16 protein-coding genes and 1 other RNA gene are annotated in these 15099 nt (G+C 69.2%); 10 read left to right on the forward strand and 7 right to left on the reverse strand.

From position 1 onward, the window contains the following. Positions 1 to 19: 19 nt before the first annotated feature. Genes ABD154_RS12940 through ABD154_RS12950 form a run of 3 tightly spaced genes read right to left on the reverse strand, consistent with a single transcriptional unit; the run spans position 20 to position 3095 of the window. Positions 20 to 1219 (reverse strand): ABC transporter permease, encoded by a 1200-nt coding sequence (locus tag ABD154_RS12940; protein WP_198500635.1) that lies wholly within the window; start codon positions 1217 to 1219, stop codon positions 20 to 22. Next, the gene (locus ABD154_RS12945) at positions 1216 to 1980 is read right to left on the reverse strand and encodes an ABC transporter ATP-binding protein (RefSeq protein WP_198500634.1); all 765 of its coding nucleotides are present in this window, start codon (positions 1978 to 1980) and stop codon (positions 1216 to 1218) included. Before ABD154_RS12945 ends, ABD154_RS12940 begins: the two co-directional genes overlap by 4 nt. 44 nt (positions 1981 to 2024) lie before the next feature. Continuing rightward, positions 2025 to 3095, reverse strand: coding sequence for an efflux RND transporter periplasmic adaptor subunit (locus ABD154_RS12950; RefSeq protein ID WP_198500633.1), 1071 nt, complete (start codon positions 3093 to 3095; stop codon positions 2025 to 2027). Positions 3096 to 3376: 281 nt separating this feature from the next. On the opposite strand from ABD154_RS12950, the gene ABD154_RS12955 reads away from it, so the two are divergent. The 5 genes from ABD154_RS12955 (at position 3377) to ABD154_RS12975 (ending at position 7450) form a co-directional block, all read left to right on the forward strand. Further along, positions 3377 to 3802, forward strand: coding sequence for a YciI family protein (locus ABD154_RS12955; RefSeq protein WP_198500632.1), 426 nt, complete (start codon positions 3377 to 3379; stop codon positions 3800 to 3802). Continuing rightward, positions 3802 to 5115: an RNA polymerase sigma factor gene (locus ABD154_RS12960; protein ID WP_198500631.1), complete on the forward strand. Its 1314-nt coding sequence runs from the start codon at positions 3802 to 3804 to the stop codon at positions 5113 to 5115. Before ABD154_RS12955 ends, ABD154_RS12960 begins: the two co-directional genes overlap by 1 nt. A gap of 55 nt (positions 5116 to 5170) precedes the next feature. After that, positions 5171 to 5266, forward strand: an RNA gene (ffs, locus tag ABD154_RS12965) — signal recognition particle sRNA small type. Positions 5267 to 5438: 172 nt separating this feature from the next. Continuing rightward, the gene (locus tag ABD154_RS12970) at positions 5439 to 6920 is read left to right on the forward strand and encodes a L,D-transpeptidase (protein ID WP_198500630.1); all 1482 of its coding nucleotides are present in this window, start codon (positions 5439 to 5441) and stop codon (positions 6918 to 6920) included. Next, a complete protein-coding gene (locus tag ABD154_RS12975; protein ID WP_211978049.1) occupies positions 6920 to 7450 on the forward strand; it encodes a GbsR/MarR family transcriptional regulator in 531 nt (176 codons plus the stop codon). The genes ABD154_RS12970 and ABD154_RS12975 overlap by 1 nt, the downstream gene beginning before the upstream one ends. On the opposite strand, the gene ABD154_RS12980 is transcribed toward ABD154_RS12975, so the two are convergent. Next, a complete protein-coding gene (locus ABD154_RS12980) occupies positions 7392 to 7787 on the reverse strand; it encodes a RidA family protein (protein ID WP_140955730.1) in 396 nt (131 codons plus the stop codon). The two genes, ABD154_RS12975 and ABD154_RS12980, sit on opposite strands and share 59 nt — an antisense overlap. 107 nt (positions 7788 to 7894) lie before the next feature. Between ABD154_RS12980 and ABD154_RS12985 the strand changes: the two genes are divergently transcribed. Continuing rightward, on the forward strand, positions 7895 to 8968 hold the full coding sequence (locus ABD154_RS12985) for a helix-turn-helix transcriptional regulator (RefSeq protein WP_211978050.1): 1074 nt from the start codon (positions 7895 to 7897) through the stop codon (positions 8966 to 8968). Here the strand turns inward: ABD154_RS12985 and ABD154_RS12990 are convergent. Continuing rightward, positions 8898 to 9926, reverse strand: a complete 1029-nt coding sequence (locus ABD154_RS12990; RefSeq protein WP_211978051.1) for an iron-siderophore ABC transporter substrate-binding protein — start codon at positions 9924 to 9926, stop codon at positions 8898 to 8900. The genes ABD154_RS12985 and ABD154_RS12990 overlap by 71 nt on opposite strands. A 255-nt stretch (positions 9927 to 10181) precedes the next feature. Here ABD154_RS12990 and ABD154_RS12995 point away from each other — a divergent pair, with 255 nt between their 5' ends. The 3 genes from ABD154_RS12995 to ABD154_RS13005 all read left to right on the forward strand — a co-directional run bounded on the left by ABD154_RS12995 (position 10182) and on the right by ABD154_RS13005 (position 13162). Continuing rightward, positions 10182 to 11528, forward strand: a complete 1347-nt coding sequence (locus tag ABD154_RS12995; RefSeq protein WP_140955727.1) for a hemolysin family protein — start codon at positions 10182 to 10184, stop codon at positions 11526 to 11528. Then, the gene (locus tag ABD154_RS13000) at positions 11525 to 12568 is read left to right on the forward strand and encodes a CNNM domain-containing protein (protein WP_376904146.1); all 1044 of its coding nucleotides are present in this window, start codon (positions 11525 to 11527) and stop codon (positions 12566 to 12568) included. The genes ABD154_RS12995 and ABD154_RS13000 overlap by 4 nt, the downstream gene beginning before the upstream one ends. 252 nt (positions 12569 to 12820) lie before the next feature. Beyond that, on the forward strand, positions 12821 to 13162 hold the full coding sequence (locus ABD154_RS13005; protein ID WP_211978053.1) for a helix-turn-helix domain-containing protein: 342 nt from the start codon (positions 12821 to 12823) through the stop codon (positions 13160 to 13162). A gap of 148 nt (positions 13163 to 13310) precedes the next feature. Here ABD154_RS13005 and ABD154_RS13010 read toward each other — a convergent pair whose 3' ends face one another. Both ABD154_RS13010 and ABD154_RS13015 read right to left on the reverse strand, forming a co-directional pair. Beyond that, on the reverse strand, positions 13311 to 13892 hold the full coding sequence (locus ABD154_RS13010; protein WP_211978054.1) for a ClpP family protease: 582 nt from the start codon (positions 13890 to 13892) through the stop codon (positions 13311 to 13313). Next, a complete protein-coding gene (locus ABD154_RS13015; protein ID WP_211978055.1) occupies positions 13892 to 14551 on the reverse strand; it encodes a ClpP family protease in 660 nt (219 codons plus the stop codon). Before ABD154_RS13015 ends, ABD154_RS13010 begins: the two co-directional genes overlap by 1 nt. 127 nt (positions 14552 to 14678) lie before the next feature. On the opposite strand from ABD154_RS13015, the gene ABD154_RS13020 reads away from it, so the two are divergent. Then, complete coding sequence (locus tag ABD154_RS13020) at positions 14679 to 14981, forward strand: hypothetical protein (protein ID WP_198500626.1); 303 nt, start codon at positions 14679 to 14681, stop codon at positions 14979 to 14981. The last annotated feature ends 118 nt before the right edge of the window (positions 14982 to 15099 follow it).

The raw sequence follows: 15099 nt of genomic DNA on the forward strand, positions 1-15099 counted from the left end.
GGTTGGCTCCCGCCGCGCGCTACGCCCTGATGGCGTCGATGATGCGCACCCGCATCGCCACGAGCGCGGGGACGAGTCCGGCGAGCGCCCCGATCCCGATCGACACGAGCATGCCGACGACGACTGCGGAGAACGGCACCTGCGGGGTGACCATGCCGTCGAAGAGCACCTGCCCGACGATCGGGGCCTTGAGCACGAGGACGGCGATGAGCACGCCGATCGCGCCGGCCACGGTCGTCGCGACGACGCTCTCCATCATCACGGAGAAGAAGATCCGCCGGCTCGTCGCGCCGAAGGAGCGGCGGATGCCGATCTCCCTGATCCGCTGCTGGATCGTCACCATCGAGATGTTGATGAGCCCGAGCATGCCCATGAAGAGGATGAGGATGCTGATGGCGAGCAGGACGTTCTGCACGGGGCCGAGCGCGCCGGCGGCATCCTCGGCGAAATCGCTGCGATAGCTGTCGATGGTGTACCCGGGGAGCTGCCGCTTGAGGTCGGAGGTGACCTGCTTGCTCAGCTGCTGCGCGACGTCCGGGGGCAGCCACATCTCGAACTCGGTGGGACGGGAGACCGTCGGTCCGAACTTCTCCGCCTGCGCGCTCAGCGCGTAGAAGGTGCCCATCTCCGCATAGCTCGGGCTGGCGACCGACCCGATGACGGTGGCCACTCCCGCCTGATGCCCGGGCAGGTCGACGGTCGCAGGAAGCGCACCGGCGTCGAGGCCGTACTGGTCGAGGAACACCTGATCGGCGACGATCGCCGGGGCCATGTTCTCGGCGTCGGCTGCGGTGAACCATCGTCCGTGCTCGACCCGCACCCTGTGCATGACCTCGTAGTCGGCATCGACGATGGTCAGCGTCGCGTCGATGCTGCCCGTCGGGCTCTGCAGCCGCAGGTCCGACTGCCCGGTCGCCGACACGTAGTCGATGTCGAACCGGCTCTGGGTCTTTTCGATCGCGTCGGAGATCTTCTCCGCGTCTGCCGAACTCGTCTCGCCGCTGGGGCTGATCACCGAGAACATGTACGTCGAATCACGACCGCCAGAGCGCTCGAAGTCGTCGACGAGTCCCTTCTGCATCATGTTGCCGAAGCCGACGACGAGGGTGAGGCCGCAGACGGCGACCCCGACGCCGATGAGCGACATGAGGACCCGGACCTTGTGGACGCGCAGCTCCTGCCAGGCCTCGACGATCGAGGCGAGGAATGCTGAGATCATCGGGCACCTCCTGCCGCCGGCGCGCCGGAGAGCGCCTGCGCCGTCGCGTCGTTGCGGATCGCCTGGAGTTCGCCCCGGTGGAGGGCGTAGCGGCGGGAGGCCATGTTCGCGATGCTGAGGTCGTGGGTGATCGTGATGAGCGCGGCACCCGACTCGCGGGTGATGCCGTCGAGGAGGCCCATGACGGTCCTGCCGGTCTCGACGTCGAGGGCGCCGGTCGGCTCATCGGCGAGGACGAGCTTGGGCCGGCGCACGAGGGCGCGGGCGATCGCAACCCGCTGCTGCTCGCCGCCGGAGAGCCGGTTCGGCTTCGCATCGATCCGGTCGCCGAGACCGAGCCGCTCGAGCATCTCGGAAGCGATCCTCCGCCGGTTCCGGAATTCGCTGCCGGTGCCGTACATGAGCGGCGCCTCGACGTTCTCGACGGCGGTGCGGCCGGGCAGAAGGTTGAACTGCTGGAAGACGAAGCCGATGTCCCGGCCTCTCATCTTCGCCGCGCGATTGCGGGGAATCGACTGCACCGGCTCCCCGTTGAAGTCCATCTCCCCTGCCGTCGGCAGGTCGAGGAGGCCGAGGATGTTGAGCAGCGTCGATTTGCCGGTGCCCGAACGCCCGACGATGCCGATGTGCTCACCCGGCCGGACGTCGAGGTTGATGTCGGAGAGGATCGTCAGCAGCGTGCCCTCACCGATGGGCACGGTGCGCGCGACGTGGCGCAGCGAGAGCAGGGGCGCCGAGGCGGCCGTGGACTCCTCTGTCATTGGTGCGGTTCCGGGCGGGGCGGGGATGTCTGGCGTCGCCCCCATCAGAAGTCGAACTCTTCGCCGCCGGACATGTCGTCCTCGTCCTCGGGTTCGGCGCCGGGAACGAACTCCTCGATCTCCTCACCCTCCTCGAGACCGGACTTGACCTCGACCATCGCGCCGTCGTTGAGACCGAGCTCGACCGGACGCTCCTCCTGGCTGCCGTCCTCGCCGACGACCCAGACCGTGCCGGAGTCGGTGACTCCGCGCACCGCGGTGACGGGGACGACGAGGACGTCGTCGGCACTGCCCGCCTCGACGGTCATCGTCAGGGCGAGTCCGTTGTAGACCGTCTGCTTGTCCGGGATGCCGCAGATGAGCTTCGGCCCGTCTCCGGAACCGGCGGCTCCTGCCCCGCCGTCCTCGGGCATGGTGCCGTCCTCGGCACCGGCGTCCTCGGGCTTCGGGGCGCTCTTGACCGAGGACCCCTGGTCGAGGCGCAGGGCCGTGCAGTCGAAGGGTTCGGGCCCGTCGGTGATGGCGATCGATGCGGTCTCCGGGAGCTTCGGCACCCGGTAGAGGTCGACGGCGGGGATGTCGGCCTGGGCGGTGAAGGAGTCCTTGAGCAGCTGCGTGACCTCGGTGTCGGCGGTCACGGTGTCGTTCTTCTCGACCGCGAAGTCGCCGACGGTGCCGTCGTCGGGAGCGACGACCGTGTGATAGCTCGGCTTGGGCGCCGGGGCCGCGGGAGCCTCCTGCCCGTCGCCTGCGCCGTCGGCAGCGTCACCGGCGGCCGCCTCGGCGGGCTGACCTTCGCTTCTCACCTGGAACAGCTGGGCGCCCTTGAGCACCTCGTCGCCGGGTTTGACGAAGAAGTGGTTGACGGTGCCCTCACGTCCGGCCTTGACCGCGGTCGGCTTGTCGACGGCGATGGAGCCCTTGAGCTCGAGGGTGTTGGCGATCGATCCGCGTTCGGCGAAGACCGAGGAGCCGACCGGCTCACCCGTCGCCGAGGCGGCGTCGAAGCCGTCCTCGGGCGCCGGTTTGAAGGCGATCCAGGCGAGGATCGCGGCGATGACGACGAGGACGAAGAGGAAGGCGCTGGGCAGGATGACGCGGCGGAAGATCTGCATGGTTCCTTAGACGGCGGGGATCGGGGACGGGGATCGACGGGAGGGACACTCCACCCTACGCAGAGGTCACACCATCTGCAGTTGCGGCGGGGTCACGAGGTGATAACACTGTGGTCTCGGCCGGTGACGTCGCCCACACGCGCAGAGGAGACACCTCGCCGGAAAAGTTTCTCGAAGTTTTCCTCGCCACCCTGTCGATCCGCTCTAGGCTTGTTCGACGTAGTGCATGAGAGGGTCTCGACCGGGACTCTCCGAGGTTCATCTGACTGCTAGGAGTCATCATGAAGTACATGCTCATCATGCGGGCCGTCGACCAGGCCGCCGTCGACGCCTTCGAACAGGCCGATTTCAACGAGGTCATCGCCGCCATGGGACGGTACAACGAATCGATGATCGAGGCCGGTGTCCTCGCCGACGGCGCCGGGCTCACCGACGCCTCGGAGGGCGCGGTCGTCGACTTCAGCGAGGACGATCCCGTCGTCACCGACGGGCCCTACGGGGAGCTGCGTGAGCTCTTCAACGGATTCTGGATGGTCGAGGTCTCCTCGCAGGAGGAGGCCGTCGAATGGGCCAAGCGCGCACCGTTGAGCGCCGGCTCCCAGATCGAGGTCCGCCGCGTCACCGGGCCCGATGACTTCCCTCAGGACAACGAATGGGTGCAGAAGGAACAGGAGTGGATCGCCGAGGGCCGGCTCGCCGGGAACTGATGTCCCCACCGGAGACCGCGGCGCCGACTGCCGGCGGTACCGACCGCGACCACCGGAGCACCGCCGAGGCGGCGGCTCGGGTGGTCGCGGCGACGTGGCGGATCGAGGCGGCGAAGATCATCGCGTCCCTGACCCGCCATGTCGGCGATTTCGGGTTCGCCGAGGATCTCGCGCAGGAGGCCGTGGCCGAGGCGCTGAGTGCGTGGCCGGAGGCGGGGATCCCCGCGAACCCCGCCGGCTGGCTGATGACCGTGGCCAAACGCCGGGCGATCGACACGTGGCGGCGGCAGGAGCGCTTCGCCGAGCGGATCGCCGCCCTCGGAGAGGATCTCGAGGACGAGCAGGAGACGACGGCGACCGCCCTGCCGTGGGATCCCGATGCCATCGACGACGACGTGCTGCGCCTCATCTTCATCTCGTGCCATCCCGTGCTCTCCCGGGAGGCGCAGCTCGCGCTCACCCTCCGGGTCGTCGGCGGGCTGACGAGCGAGGAGATCGCCCGGGCGTTCCTCCTTCCCGTTCCGACGATCCAGCAGCGCATCGTCCGCGCGAAGAAGGCGCTGGCCGCCGCCGAGGTCCCCTTCGAGCTGCCGCCGGCGAACGCCTGGCCGGGCCGGATCACCGGGGTGCTCGCCGTCCTCTATCTCATGTTCTCCGAGGGCCACGTGGCGACCTCGGGTCCGGACTGGATGAAGCCGGAGCTGTCGCTCGATGCCCTGCGACTGACCCGCATCACCGCGGGTCTCCTGCCGCGGGAGGCCGAGGTCCACGGACTCGTCGCCCTCATGGCGCTGACGGCCGCGCGCTTCCCCGCCCGGCTCGGCCCCGACCGCGAACCCGTCCTTCTGGCCGACCAGGACCGCACGCGCTGGGATCGGTCGCTCATCCGCCTCGGCGAGGCCTCGCTGACGACGGCGCTGACCCTGCGCGAGACCCGCGGAACGTACACGCTGCAGGCGGAGATCGCCGCCGTCCATGCGCGAGCGCGGACGCTCGCGGACACGGACTGGGAGCGCATCGCCGCCCTCTACGGCGACCTCGAACTGGCCGCCCCGTCGGCGATCACGACGCTCAACCGGGCGATCGCCCTCGCTGAGGCCCACGGCCCCGAGGCGGGGCTCGAGTACATCGCCGACCGGGGCGTGACCGCGGCGCTGCCGAGGTTCCATCATGTGCCGAGCGTGCGCGGTGAGCTCCTCGCCCGGGCCGGACGGAGCGCCGAGGCGGTGGCCGAGTTCGAGCGGGCGGCCGCGCTGGCGACGAACGACCGGGAGCGGGAGGTGCTGCTGGCGAAGGCGCGCCGGCTGCAGTGATCGACCTCGCACGCGCTCATTTTGTCCGCAGCCCGCGACCTCGCCTAGACTGGTCGGTGGCTCCCCGTGCGGCGTCATCTTGTGAACTCCCCCAGGGCCGGAAGGCAGCAAGGGTAAGCGAGCTCTGGCGGGTGCACGGGGAGTCCTTCGATTCCCCTCCACATCACGATTCCACAACTCCCTGACGCACCGATTCCCCAGGTGAGAGGCGTTAAGCGGAATTCCACGCGGGCTTTGTCACGCATTCTCAATACTTTCGTGATTTCGCATCAATAGCATTGATTCCGCTCCCCTTCTCTGTCTTCCGAACGAGGTTCCCTGTTTTGTCACGCACGAAGATCTCCGGGGCGATCGCCGCCGTCTCCGCTCTGGCCCTCCTCGCCGCCTGCACCCCGTCGAGCTCCGACCCCTCTGACACCCGTGAGGACTCGACGTCCGCCGAGGTCTCCCCCGCACCCGAGTTCCGCATCGGCACCGTCGCCGACAGCGCTGCCTCCGAAGCGGATGACTCCGCCGAGGCGGACGGTTCCGAGGCGAGCGCCTCCCCGACCGCGACCGGCAGTTCCGTCGGCGAGACCGTGCAGACCGGTGCCGACATCGACGTCGACTCCGGCAAGCGCCTCGTCCTCAGCGTCGACGGCGCGGTGCTCAAGGACGTCAGCCTCGTCGATCCCGACCACCCGAGGATCGCCGTCGATCCCGGCACCTTCGTCGACGCCGCCGGCACGGAACTCGAGAGCGAAGGCGACCCGACCGCCGGGGGACTCACCTCACCGGAGGACACGGACGCGCCGTCCCCGTCGGCCACCTCGGCGCCGGAGTCGTCGGAGAGCCCGTCGACCGCCTCGGCGCCGAATGACGCCGACACCGTGACGGCACCGGACAGCGCAGCGGGGTGGACCTCGGACTTCGATCTCGTCGCCGACAGCACGTACGAGGTGAGCGCGACGGCGACGACGCCCGATGGCAAGGACCACGACTTCGAGGCCACGGCCACGGTCGCTGCGGCCGACGGTGAGCCGATGACGATGCGCACCGTGCTCTCCGACGACCAGACCGTCGGGGTCGCAGCGCCCATCGTCCTCACCTTCGGGTCGACGGTCGCGAAGGAGTACCGGGACGATGTCGAGCATCGGCTCTCCGTCGACGTCACCGACGAGGACGGGAAGAAGCGCGAGGTCGAAGGGTCGTGGGCATGGCTGCCGAACGATCCGGAGTCGCGTCTCCACTTCCGCCCGAAGGAGTACTGGCCCGCGTACTCGAAGGTCTCCGTCGATGCGCCGGTGAAGAACGTGCCGATGGCCGATGGCCGCATCGGCGCCAATGATCTCACCCTGGATTTCGAGATCGGCCGTGAGCAGGTCACCGAGGCGAGCGCGAAGACCCATCGCATGACGGTCACCCGCGACGGCAAGGAGGTCATGGACTTCCCGACGTCGCTCGGCTCGGCGAAGGCGCCGTCGTACAACGGCACGCATGTCGTCATGTCGAAGCACGCGAACTACACGATGACCTCGGCGCGGTGGGGCTACACGACCCCGGTGCAGTGGGCCGTGCGGATCCACAACAACGGCGAGTTCGTCCATGCCGCCCCGTGGTCGGCCGGCGTCCAGGGGTCGCAGAACGTCTCCCACGGGTGCATCAACTTAACGACGCAGCGGGCGAAGGAGTACTACGACTCCGCGATCTACGGGGATCCGGTCATCATCAAGGACTCCTCGGTCGACCTGTCGACCGAGGACAGCGACATCTCGGACTGGGTGTACTCCTGGGACGAATGGAAGAAGCTGAGCGCGCTGAGCTGATGTCCGACGACAGTACCGCAGGCCGCGCTTTCCGGATCGAGTTCAGCACCCGTTTCGGCACGATGTGGGCGATGTCGGGGGCCTCGGTCCTCGAGGGCCGGATCGCCGGCTACCTGCTCCTCGACTCCTCCGGCGGGGTGACCGCGGCCGAGCTGACCGAGGCCCTCGGCATCAGTGCGGGCACCGTGTCGACGGCGACCCGCCGCCTCGTCGACTCCGGCTTCGTCCGCCGGGTGCGCCGTCCGGGGACCCGGGCGGACCGGTTCATCATGGACGAGGATGTGTGGGCGGGCTTCCTCGAGCGCGAGTATGCCTACCTGCGCGCCCAGCGCAGCCTTGCCGCCTCGGCGCTCGAGCGCGTCGCCCCGGGCACGGACGCCCATGCCCGGGTGACGAACATGCACGACTACATGTCGTGGCTCATCGACGACGTCGACCTCGCTGCGGCGTGGGAGACGCACAAAGCCGCGCTCACGCAAGCGCGATCCCCTCGAGCTCGACGAGCTGGCCGGGCACCGCAAGCCGACTGACCTCGAGCATCGTCGTCGTGGGGGCGACGCCTGCCGCGGCGAGGCGCCCGGCGAGCTCCCCGTAGTGCGGGAAGAGCCCGTCGATGTCGGTCGTGTGGACGTTGAGCTGCACAAGATCGCTCAACCCCATGCCCGCTGCGGCGAGGACGGCTTCGACATTGTCGAGGCTGAGGCGCAGCTGTGCGGCGATGTCGCCCTCATGCTGGGGTCGGCCCTCGGCGTCCATGGCCGTCTGACCGGAGATGAAGAGGGTGCGGGCGGGCCCGGTGACAAGCTCGCCCTGATTGAAGCCGAGCTCGGTCGACCAGGTGACGGGATTGACTGCCGTGCGGTCCATCGTTCCTCCTGAAGGTGGGTGTGAGGACGCCGTGGTCGACGCCCCGTCCCTCAAGGCTGTCCGACAATCACGACATCTCCTGTCAGGTATTCGCATAGAGTGACGACATGCGTGCGGACCGGCTCGTCTCCCTCGTCCTCCTGCTGCGGCAGCGGGGCCGACTGTCGGCGCAGACGCTCGCCCGCGAACTCGAGGTCTCGACGCGCACGGTGCTGCGCGACATCGACGCGCTCTCGGCCGCAGGCGTGCCCGTCTATGCCGAGCGGGGTCGGCACGGCGGCTTCTCCCTTCTGCCCGGCTTCCGCACCGAGCTCACCGGCCTGCGCCACGATGAGGCGCTCGCGCTGCTCACCGCCGGTCTCCCCCGCGGCGAGGAGCTGTTCGGGCTAGCTCCGGCTCTCGGCTCGGGGATGCGCAAACTCGTCGACGCGCTGCCGGAGAGTCACCGCTCCCAGGCGACGACGGTGAGCGAGCGGATCCTCATCGACCCCGACATCGACCTCCTCGCCAGGCCCCGCGCATCGGAGACGGTGCCGGCCGAGGTGCTCGAGTCCGTTCGCCTCGGTGTGCTCCGCGGCCGCAGGCTCCGGCTCCTCTATCGGTCCGCGGGAGGCTCACCCGAGCGCTCACCGAGGTGGCGCATCGTCGATCCGGTCGGACTCGTCTCCGCGCGGGGTCGGGGGTATCTCCTCGCCCTGGCCGGCGGGGAGGATCGGACGTACCGGCTGTCGCGGATCCAGGCCGCTGAACTCCTCGCCGAGGTGGCCGACCGCCCCGAGACCGTCGACCTGCCGGCGCTGTGGCGCGAGCGCAGCGAGCGCTTCCGCACGGCCGGTGACACCGTCGAGGTGACGGTGCGGACGTCAGGCGCCGGCGCCGCGGCCCTGCGCGCGACGGCGATCGACCTCGGTCGGGCGCGGCCGGTCGAGCAGCGGCCTCCCGGGCAGAGCACGGTCGCAGGCGGTGAACTCGACCTCACCGTGACCTTCCAGGATGCCGAGCACGCGATCTGGGCGCTGTGGCAGCTCGGGCCCGATGCCGAGGTCATCGCCCCGGACGACATCCGGGACCACCTCGGCGATCGGGCCCGAGCGATGGCGGCGCGCTATCTTACTTCTGCACCTTCTCAACGGCGGCGTCGATCATCGGGACGTAGCGCTCGAGCGCCCAGGGCACGGTGAGCGGGTTGATGATCGAGGACGCGGTGACGAACGACTGGTCCTCAGGGGCGACGACGGCACCGGCCTTGATCGCGGGAATGTTCGCGTACACGCTCTGCCCCTCGATCTCCTTGCGGCTCGCAGGATCCGAGTAGAACGTGAAGATGAGGTCGGAGTTGTTGAGCTTGTCGGCATTCTCCAGACCGATGAGCGCGGAATCGGTGCCCGGCGCATCGTAGTCGGCGCGCAGCTCCTCGGCGATGGGATCGGGGGTGAGACCGAGCGCCGAGACCATGGCCACGCGCTGCTCCTGCGGGTAGAAGACGCCGAGGGTGCCCGGGCCGTCGTTGTAGATGAAGGAGAAGGTGAGGTCCTTGTACTCATCGCGCTTGGCGCTGTCGAGCTGGCTCTGCACGTCCTCGACGAGCTGCTGCGACTCCTCTTCCTGCCCGAGCGCCTTGCCGATCGTCGTGATCTGGTCGTCCCATTCGATCGTCCACGGCTGCTCCGGGTAGGCGACCGTCGGGGCGATCGCGTCGAGCTGCTCGTACTGGTCGGCGGTGATGCCCGACCATGGGGCGAGGATGACGTCGGGTTCGAGCGAGGCGATCTTCTCGACGTCGAGTTCGGTCGCGCCCTGGAACTGCTCGGGCAGTTCGTCGCCGCGCTCCTGGACGGCCTCGTAGATCCACGGCATGTAGCCGGTGTCATCGCTGCCCCACGCGTACTCCTCCATGCCGACCGGCGTCTTGCCGAGGGCGATCGCGGTCTCCGTCGACCCCTGTCCGAGCGTGACGACGCGCTGCGGCTCCTCCTCGATGACGGCTTGGCCGAGTGCGTGTTCGATCGTCACCGGGGTGAAGTCCGAGGACGCGGTGGCCTCCGACGCCGAGGAGTCTGTGCTGCATGCGCTCGCGGTGAACGCGAGTGCGACGATGGTGCCCGCGGCGAGTGCCCGGCGCGCGAATGGAATCGACATCCCTGCCCTTTCGACAGTGGTGGACCGCGACGCGGTCCGTGTGCTTGACAAGGACAGCCTAACTTAAGTTTTCAAGAGAATTGAAACCCCGGCCGTCATCGACTCAGCTTTTTGCCAGCTGACACCCGGATAATCGTGCTCAGCCGTTGCCACAGTCTCTTTCGGAAGGAACATGGACGACTATCGAAGTCCCGGCTGGGACATCACTTCGCACCACACTCGACAACTTCATCCTGCAGAGGCAGGTGGCCGACGATGACCTGGCTGCTCTCTCTGCTCATCGGCCTCATCGTCGTTCTCCTCATCACGGTGGCCACCGGCTACTTCGTGGCCCAGGAGTTCGCCTACATGGCCGTCGACCGCTCCCGCCTCGCGGCCAGATCCGCTGGAGGCGATCGCGCCGCTGATCGCGCGCTGGGCATCACTCGCCGCACCTCCTTCATGCTCTCGGGCGCACAGCTCGGCATCACCGTGACGGGTCTGCTCGTCGGCTACGTCGCCGAGCCGCTCATCGGCACCGCCGTCGGCGAAGCCCTCGGCGGCACCCCGATCCCGACCGGCACCGGCGTCCTCATCGGCACCGTGCTCGCGCTCGTCGTCTCGACGATCATCCAGATGCTCTTCGGCGAGCTCTTCCCGAAGAACCTCGCGATCGCCCGCCCCGAAGCCCTGGCGCTGTGGCTGGCCCGCTCGACCTCGATCTATCTGGCGATCTTCGGGTGGCTCATCAAGATCTTCGACGCCTCCTCGAACGCCCTGCTCAAGGTGCTCGGGATCGAACCCGTCCACGACGTCGATCACGCCGTCAACCGGCGCGACCTCAAGCACATCGTCGCGGAGTCGCGGGAGAGCGGCGACCTCGTCGACGAGGACTCCCTCGTCCTCGACCGCATCCTCGACTTCCCGCAGCAGACCGTCGACCATGCGGTCGTGCCCCGCTCCCGTGTCGACGTCATCGACGAGGGCACCCCGCTGCGCGAGATCCGTGCGCTCATGCAGACCGGGCACTCCCGCTATCCGGTGCTCTCCGACGAGGACGAGGTCATCGGCACGATCGACCTCCTCGACGTCATCGCCGCCGACCCGGACGACGCGGATCTCGCGTCGCTGATGAAGGACCCCGTGTTCGTGCCCGAGTCGCTGCCGCTGCCCGACGCCGTCCGGGTGCTCACCGACAACCACGCCCAGATGGCGTGCGTCGTCGACGAGTTCGGCGGCTTCGCCGGCGTCATCACGATGGAGGACCTCGGCGAGGAGATCGTCGGCGACATCGTCGACGAGCACGACGCCGTCGTCGAGGAGATCGTCGAGATCGTGCCCGGCCGCTGGTCGGCCCCCGGCGTCATCCCGCTCGACGAGGTGGAGCGGGCCCTGCAGCGCGAGCTGCCGGAGACGAGTGCGCAGACCCTGTCCGGTCTCGTCGTCGAGCACGCCAAGGGCTTCCCGGAGGTCGGAGACCGCTTCGAGATCCCCCTGCCGATCGATCCCGGTGATCTCGCCGGTGCCGAGCCGCCCGTCGCCGAGGTGCTCGCCGCCGAAGTCGTGGAGGTCGATTCGCACGTGCCCTCCCGCCTGACCGTGACCATCGAGGAGGCCTCATGATGAGCAACCCGTGGGTCGTCGCGGCCCTGACCATCCTCATCATCGGACTCAGCGCGTTCTTCGTCGCCGTCGAGTTCGCCCTCATCGCGGCCAAGCGCCACCGGCTCGAGGACGCCGCCCCGACGAGCCGTTCGGCCCGGGCGGCCCTGCGCAGCTCGACCGAGCTCTCGGTGCTGCTCGCCGGCTCCCAGCTCGGCATCACGGCCTGCACCCTGGCCCTCGGTGCGATCACGAAGCCCGCCGTCCACTACTGGATCACCCCGATCGCCGAGGCGGCCGGCCTGCCCCTGTGGCTCGCCGACGTCATCGGGTTCGTCCTCGCGCTCGTCATCGTCACGTTCCTCCACCTCGTCGTCGGTGAGATGGCGCCGAAGTCGTGGGCCGTGGCCCACCCGGAGCGGTCGGCGATCATGCTCGCCCTGCCGATGCGGGCGTTCATGTTCGTCACCCGGCCGCTGCTCATCGCGCTCAACAACGCGGCGAACTGGTGCCTCAAGCGCGTCGGCGTCGAACCCGTCGACGAGGTCGACCAGTCGCACAACCCCGACGATCTGCGGCAGCTGCTCCAGCATTCGGCGCAGGCCGGGACGCTCGAGAAGGACGATTCGGACTCCCTGCTCAGCGCCCTGGCGCTGTCGAAGCTCACGCTCGACGACCTCGTCGCCGGGCACGGGGCGCCGACGGTCGTCGGCCCCGGAGCCACCGCCGGGGACGTGCGCAGCGCCTCACACGAGAAGCGGCACCGCCGCATCCTCGTGCGGTCGGAGGAGAACGGACCCCCGACCCACATGGTCCACGTGCGCGACGTCCTCATGCTCGACGACGCCGACCCCGTCACCGAGGCGCTGCGACCGGTCACCGTGCTGCCGGGCACGATGACCGTCATTCAGGCGTTCGCCGTGATGAAGGAGGAGGGCTCACAGCTCGCTCTCGTCGAGCGCGCCGACGGGACGCTCGGTGTCGTCACCGCCACCGACGTGCTCCGCTACCTGCTCTCCGCGGGCGCGGACTCGACCGTCGCCGACGCCCCGACGAAATGAGTCGGGACTCGGTAACGTGAGTCGGGCTCGGTGACGTGAGCTGAGAGTGCTCCCGAGGTGGATTCCGCTCGAGATCGACGCGAGAGTCGAGCGGAATCCACCTCGAGGCGCCTCCCGCGGTGCCGCGTTAGCCCCACGCGATGCCGAATCGACCTCGCGCGAGGCTGGCGCGACCTCCCGCGCTGCTGCCGCGGTCGTCTGCTCACAGCGGAAAGCCTCGCGAGCCGACGTCGGTCGGCCTAGGCTCACAGCATGGACGACCAACGCGCCCCCGTGACCCCGCCCCGGCTCTGGCGAGAGACCCTCGGCCGCGTGCTGCGGGTGCGGCGTACGGAGCTCGCGCTCACCCTCGCCGCCGTCTCGAAGCTGTCGGGGGTCTCCACGCAGTACCTCTCCGAGATCGAACGCGGCCTCAAGGATCCCTCTTCGGAGGTCATCGAGGCGATCGCCGCCGTCCTCGGCCTCTCCCTCCCTCAGGTCCTCGTGCTCGCCGCCGCCGATCTCCAGGCCGGCTCGCTCCAGCTCGCCCGCCTCGCCCAGGCTCCCGCACCCGCGCGGAGCACCGGCCAGGCTCAGCTCTCACTCGCGGCCTGAGCCCCTGCAGCACGGCGAACGCACAGCCCGGCGAACCTCCGCCATACCGAACCCACAGGACGTCAATCCCACAGCTCGGCAAGCCGCCAGCCCGGCGTCCCACCTCGCGCCCGGCACCCCAACCCACCTCCAGCGCGGCGCACCCGCCTCACACGATCTGGTCGACGATCCCGAACGCCTTCGCCGCGGTCGCGTCGAGGACGAGGTCACGGTCGAGATCGGCGTGGATCTGCTCGGGAGTCCGCCCCGTGTCGGCGGCGAGCATCGCCTCGACCTCTCGGCGCTGCCGGACGATCTCGTCGGCGGCGACGATGAGGTCCGGGATCGTCCCCCGCGCCCCGTCCGCGTGCGGCTGCCGCAGGACGACCCGGGCGTGGGCGAGCATCGACCGCTGCCCCGCCTCTCCCCCGGCGAGCAGCACCGCGGCGTCGGCGACCGCCTGTCCGACACACGTCGTCGCGACCGGCGCGGACACGTGCGACATCGCGTCATAGACCGCGGTCATCGCGGTGAGCGAACCGCCCGGTGAGTTGATGTAGAGGTGGATCGGCACCTCCTGGCTGGACGCTTCGAGGTGAAGGAGTTGAGCGATGACGGTGTTGGCGACGCCGTCGTCGATCGGCACGCCGAGGTAGATGATCCGATTGCCGAGCAGGTGCGAGTAGACGTCGACGATCTTCTCGGAGTTCCCCGACCGGTCGACGACGTGGGGGATCGTGTACTGGCTCATCACCGGGCTCCGTCCGTCGCGAGTCCGTGCGTGCGCCCCGGTCCCAGCGGCGCGAAGAGCTCGGAGGAGGCGGACACGACCCGGTCGATGAAGCCGTACTCGACGGCCGCCTCGGCGGAGAACCATTTGTCGCGCAGGGAATCGTGGAACACCTGGTCGAAGGTCTGCCCGGTCGCCTCGCTGATGCGGGTGAGGACGGAGTCGCGGACGTCGCGCAGGTCCCCGCCCTGGAGTTCGATGTCGGCGGCCGCGCCCCCGATCCCCGCCGACCCCTGGTGGAGGAGGATCTTCGCGTGCGGGAGCGCCAGGCGCTTGCCGGGCGTGCCCATCGTGAGGACGAACTGCCCCGCCGAGGCGGCCCACCCGAACGCGATCGTCACGACATCGTTCGGCAGGGCGGCGATGACATCGGCGATCGCGTGCATCATCGGCACCGACCCGCCCGGGGAGTTGATCCAGAGGAAGATGTCGGCGGCCGGGTCCTCGGCCGAGAGGAGGATGAGGCGGGAGGCGATCTCCATGCCGTTGTCGTCGCGCAGCTCGCCGTTGAAGACGACCGAGCGGTGGGCGAAGAGCATGCGCTGGGATTCGGGGACGGGGGTCACGGTGGGGACGTCGTCGTTCTCGTCCCAGACCGGTGGAGCGGTGAGTGTGAACATGTCCCCACGATGACAGCGCCGAGGCGGTCGCCGGTGCGGATTCTGCCGGGAGCGGATCGTGCCTGCCGTGGGCAGACGCGCGTGCTATCGTCGACAGCGCAGGAACTGTTGGGGGAAGGCGGGTGCGATGCTGAGTCTGTGGATGGCGATCCAGCTCATCGTCGTCGTGCTCAGCGCCGATGTCGATGCGGTGCTTCCGCAGTCGCCGGCGCATCTTCTCGTCCTCGTCCTCCTCGGTGCCGCGTTCCTCACTCCCGTCGGGGTGTGGGCGGCGAGTGCGCTCGTGCGCGTGCTCTCCCTGGCCCCGCACGGTCCGTGGATGCGCCGTGAGCCCTCGGCGGTCCGCGACTTCCGCATGCCGGCCGCACCCGGCACCCCGGGCACCGTGATGGCCAGAGCGCCGTCCTTCGTCGTCTCAGCCCACGCCTGAACGACGACTCCTCTGCGATGCTCTGACGGGACTGCCCCCTGCCTCGGCGCTGCGCTGTTGGCATGTCCCCGTTGCCCCACCTCGGCGCTGCCCCGTTGGCATGGCCCCGTTGTCCCGC

The organism is Brevibacterium sanguinis (genome assembly GCF_039528855.1).
Classification (GTDB): Bacteria; Actinomycetota; Actinomycetes; order Actinomycetales; family Brevibacteriaceae; genus Brevibacterium; species Brevibacterium sanguinis.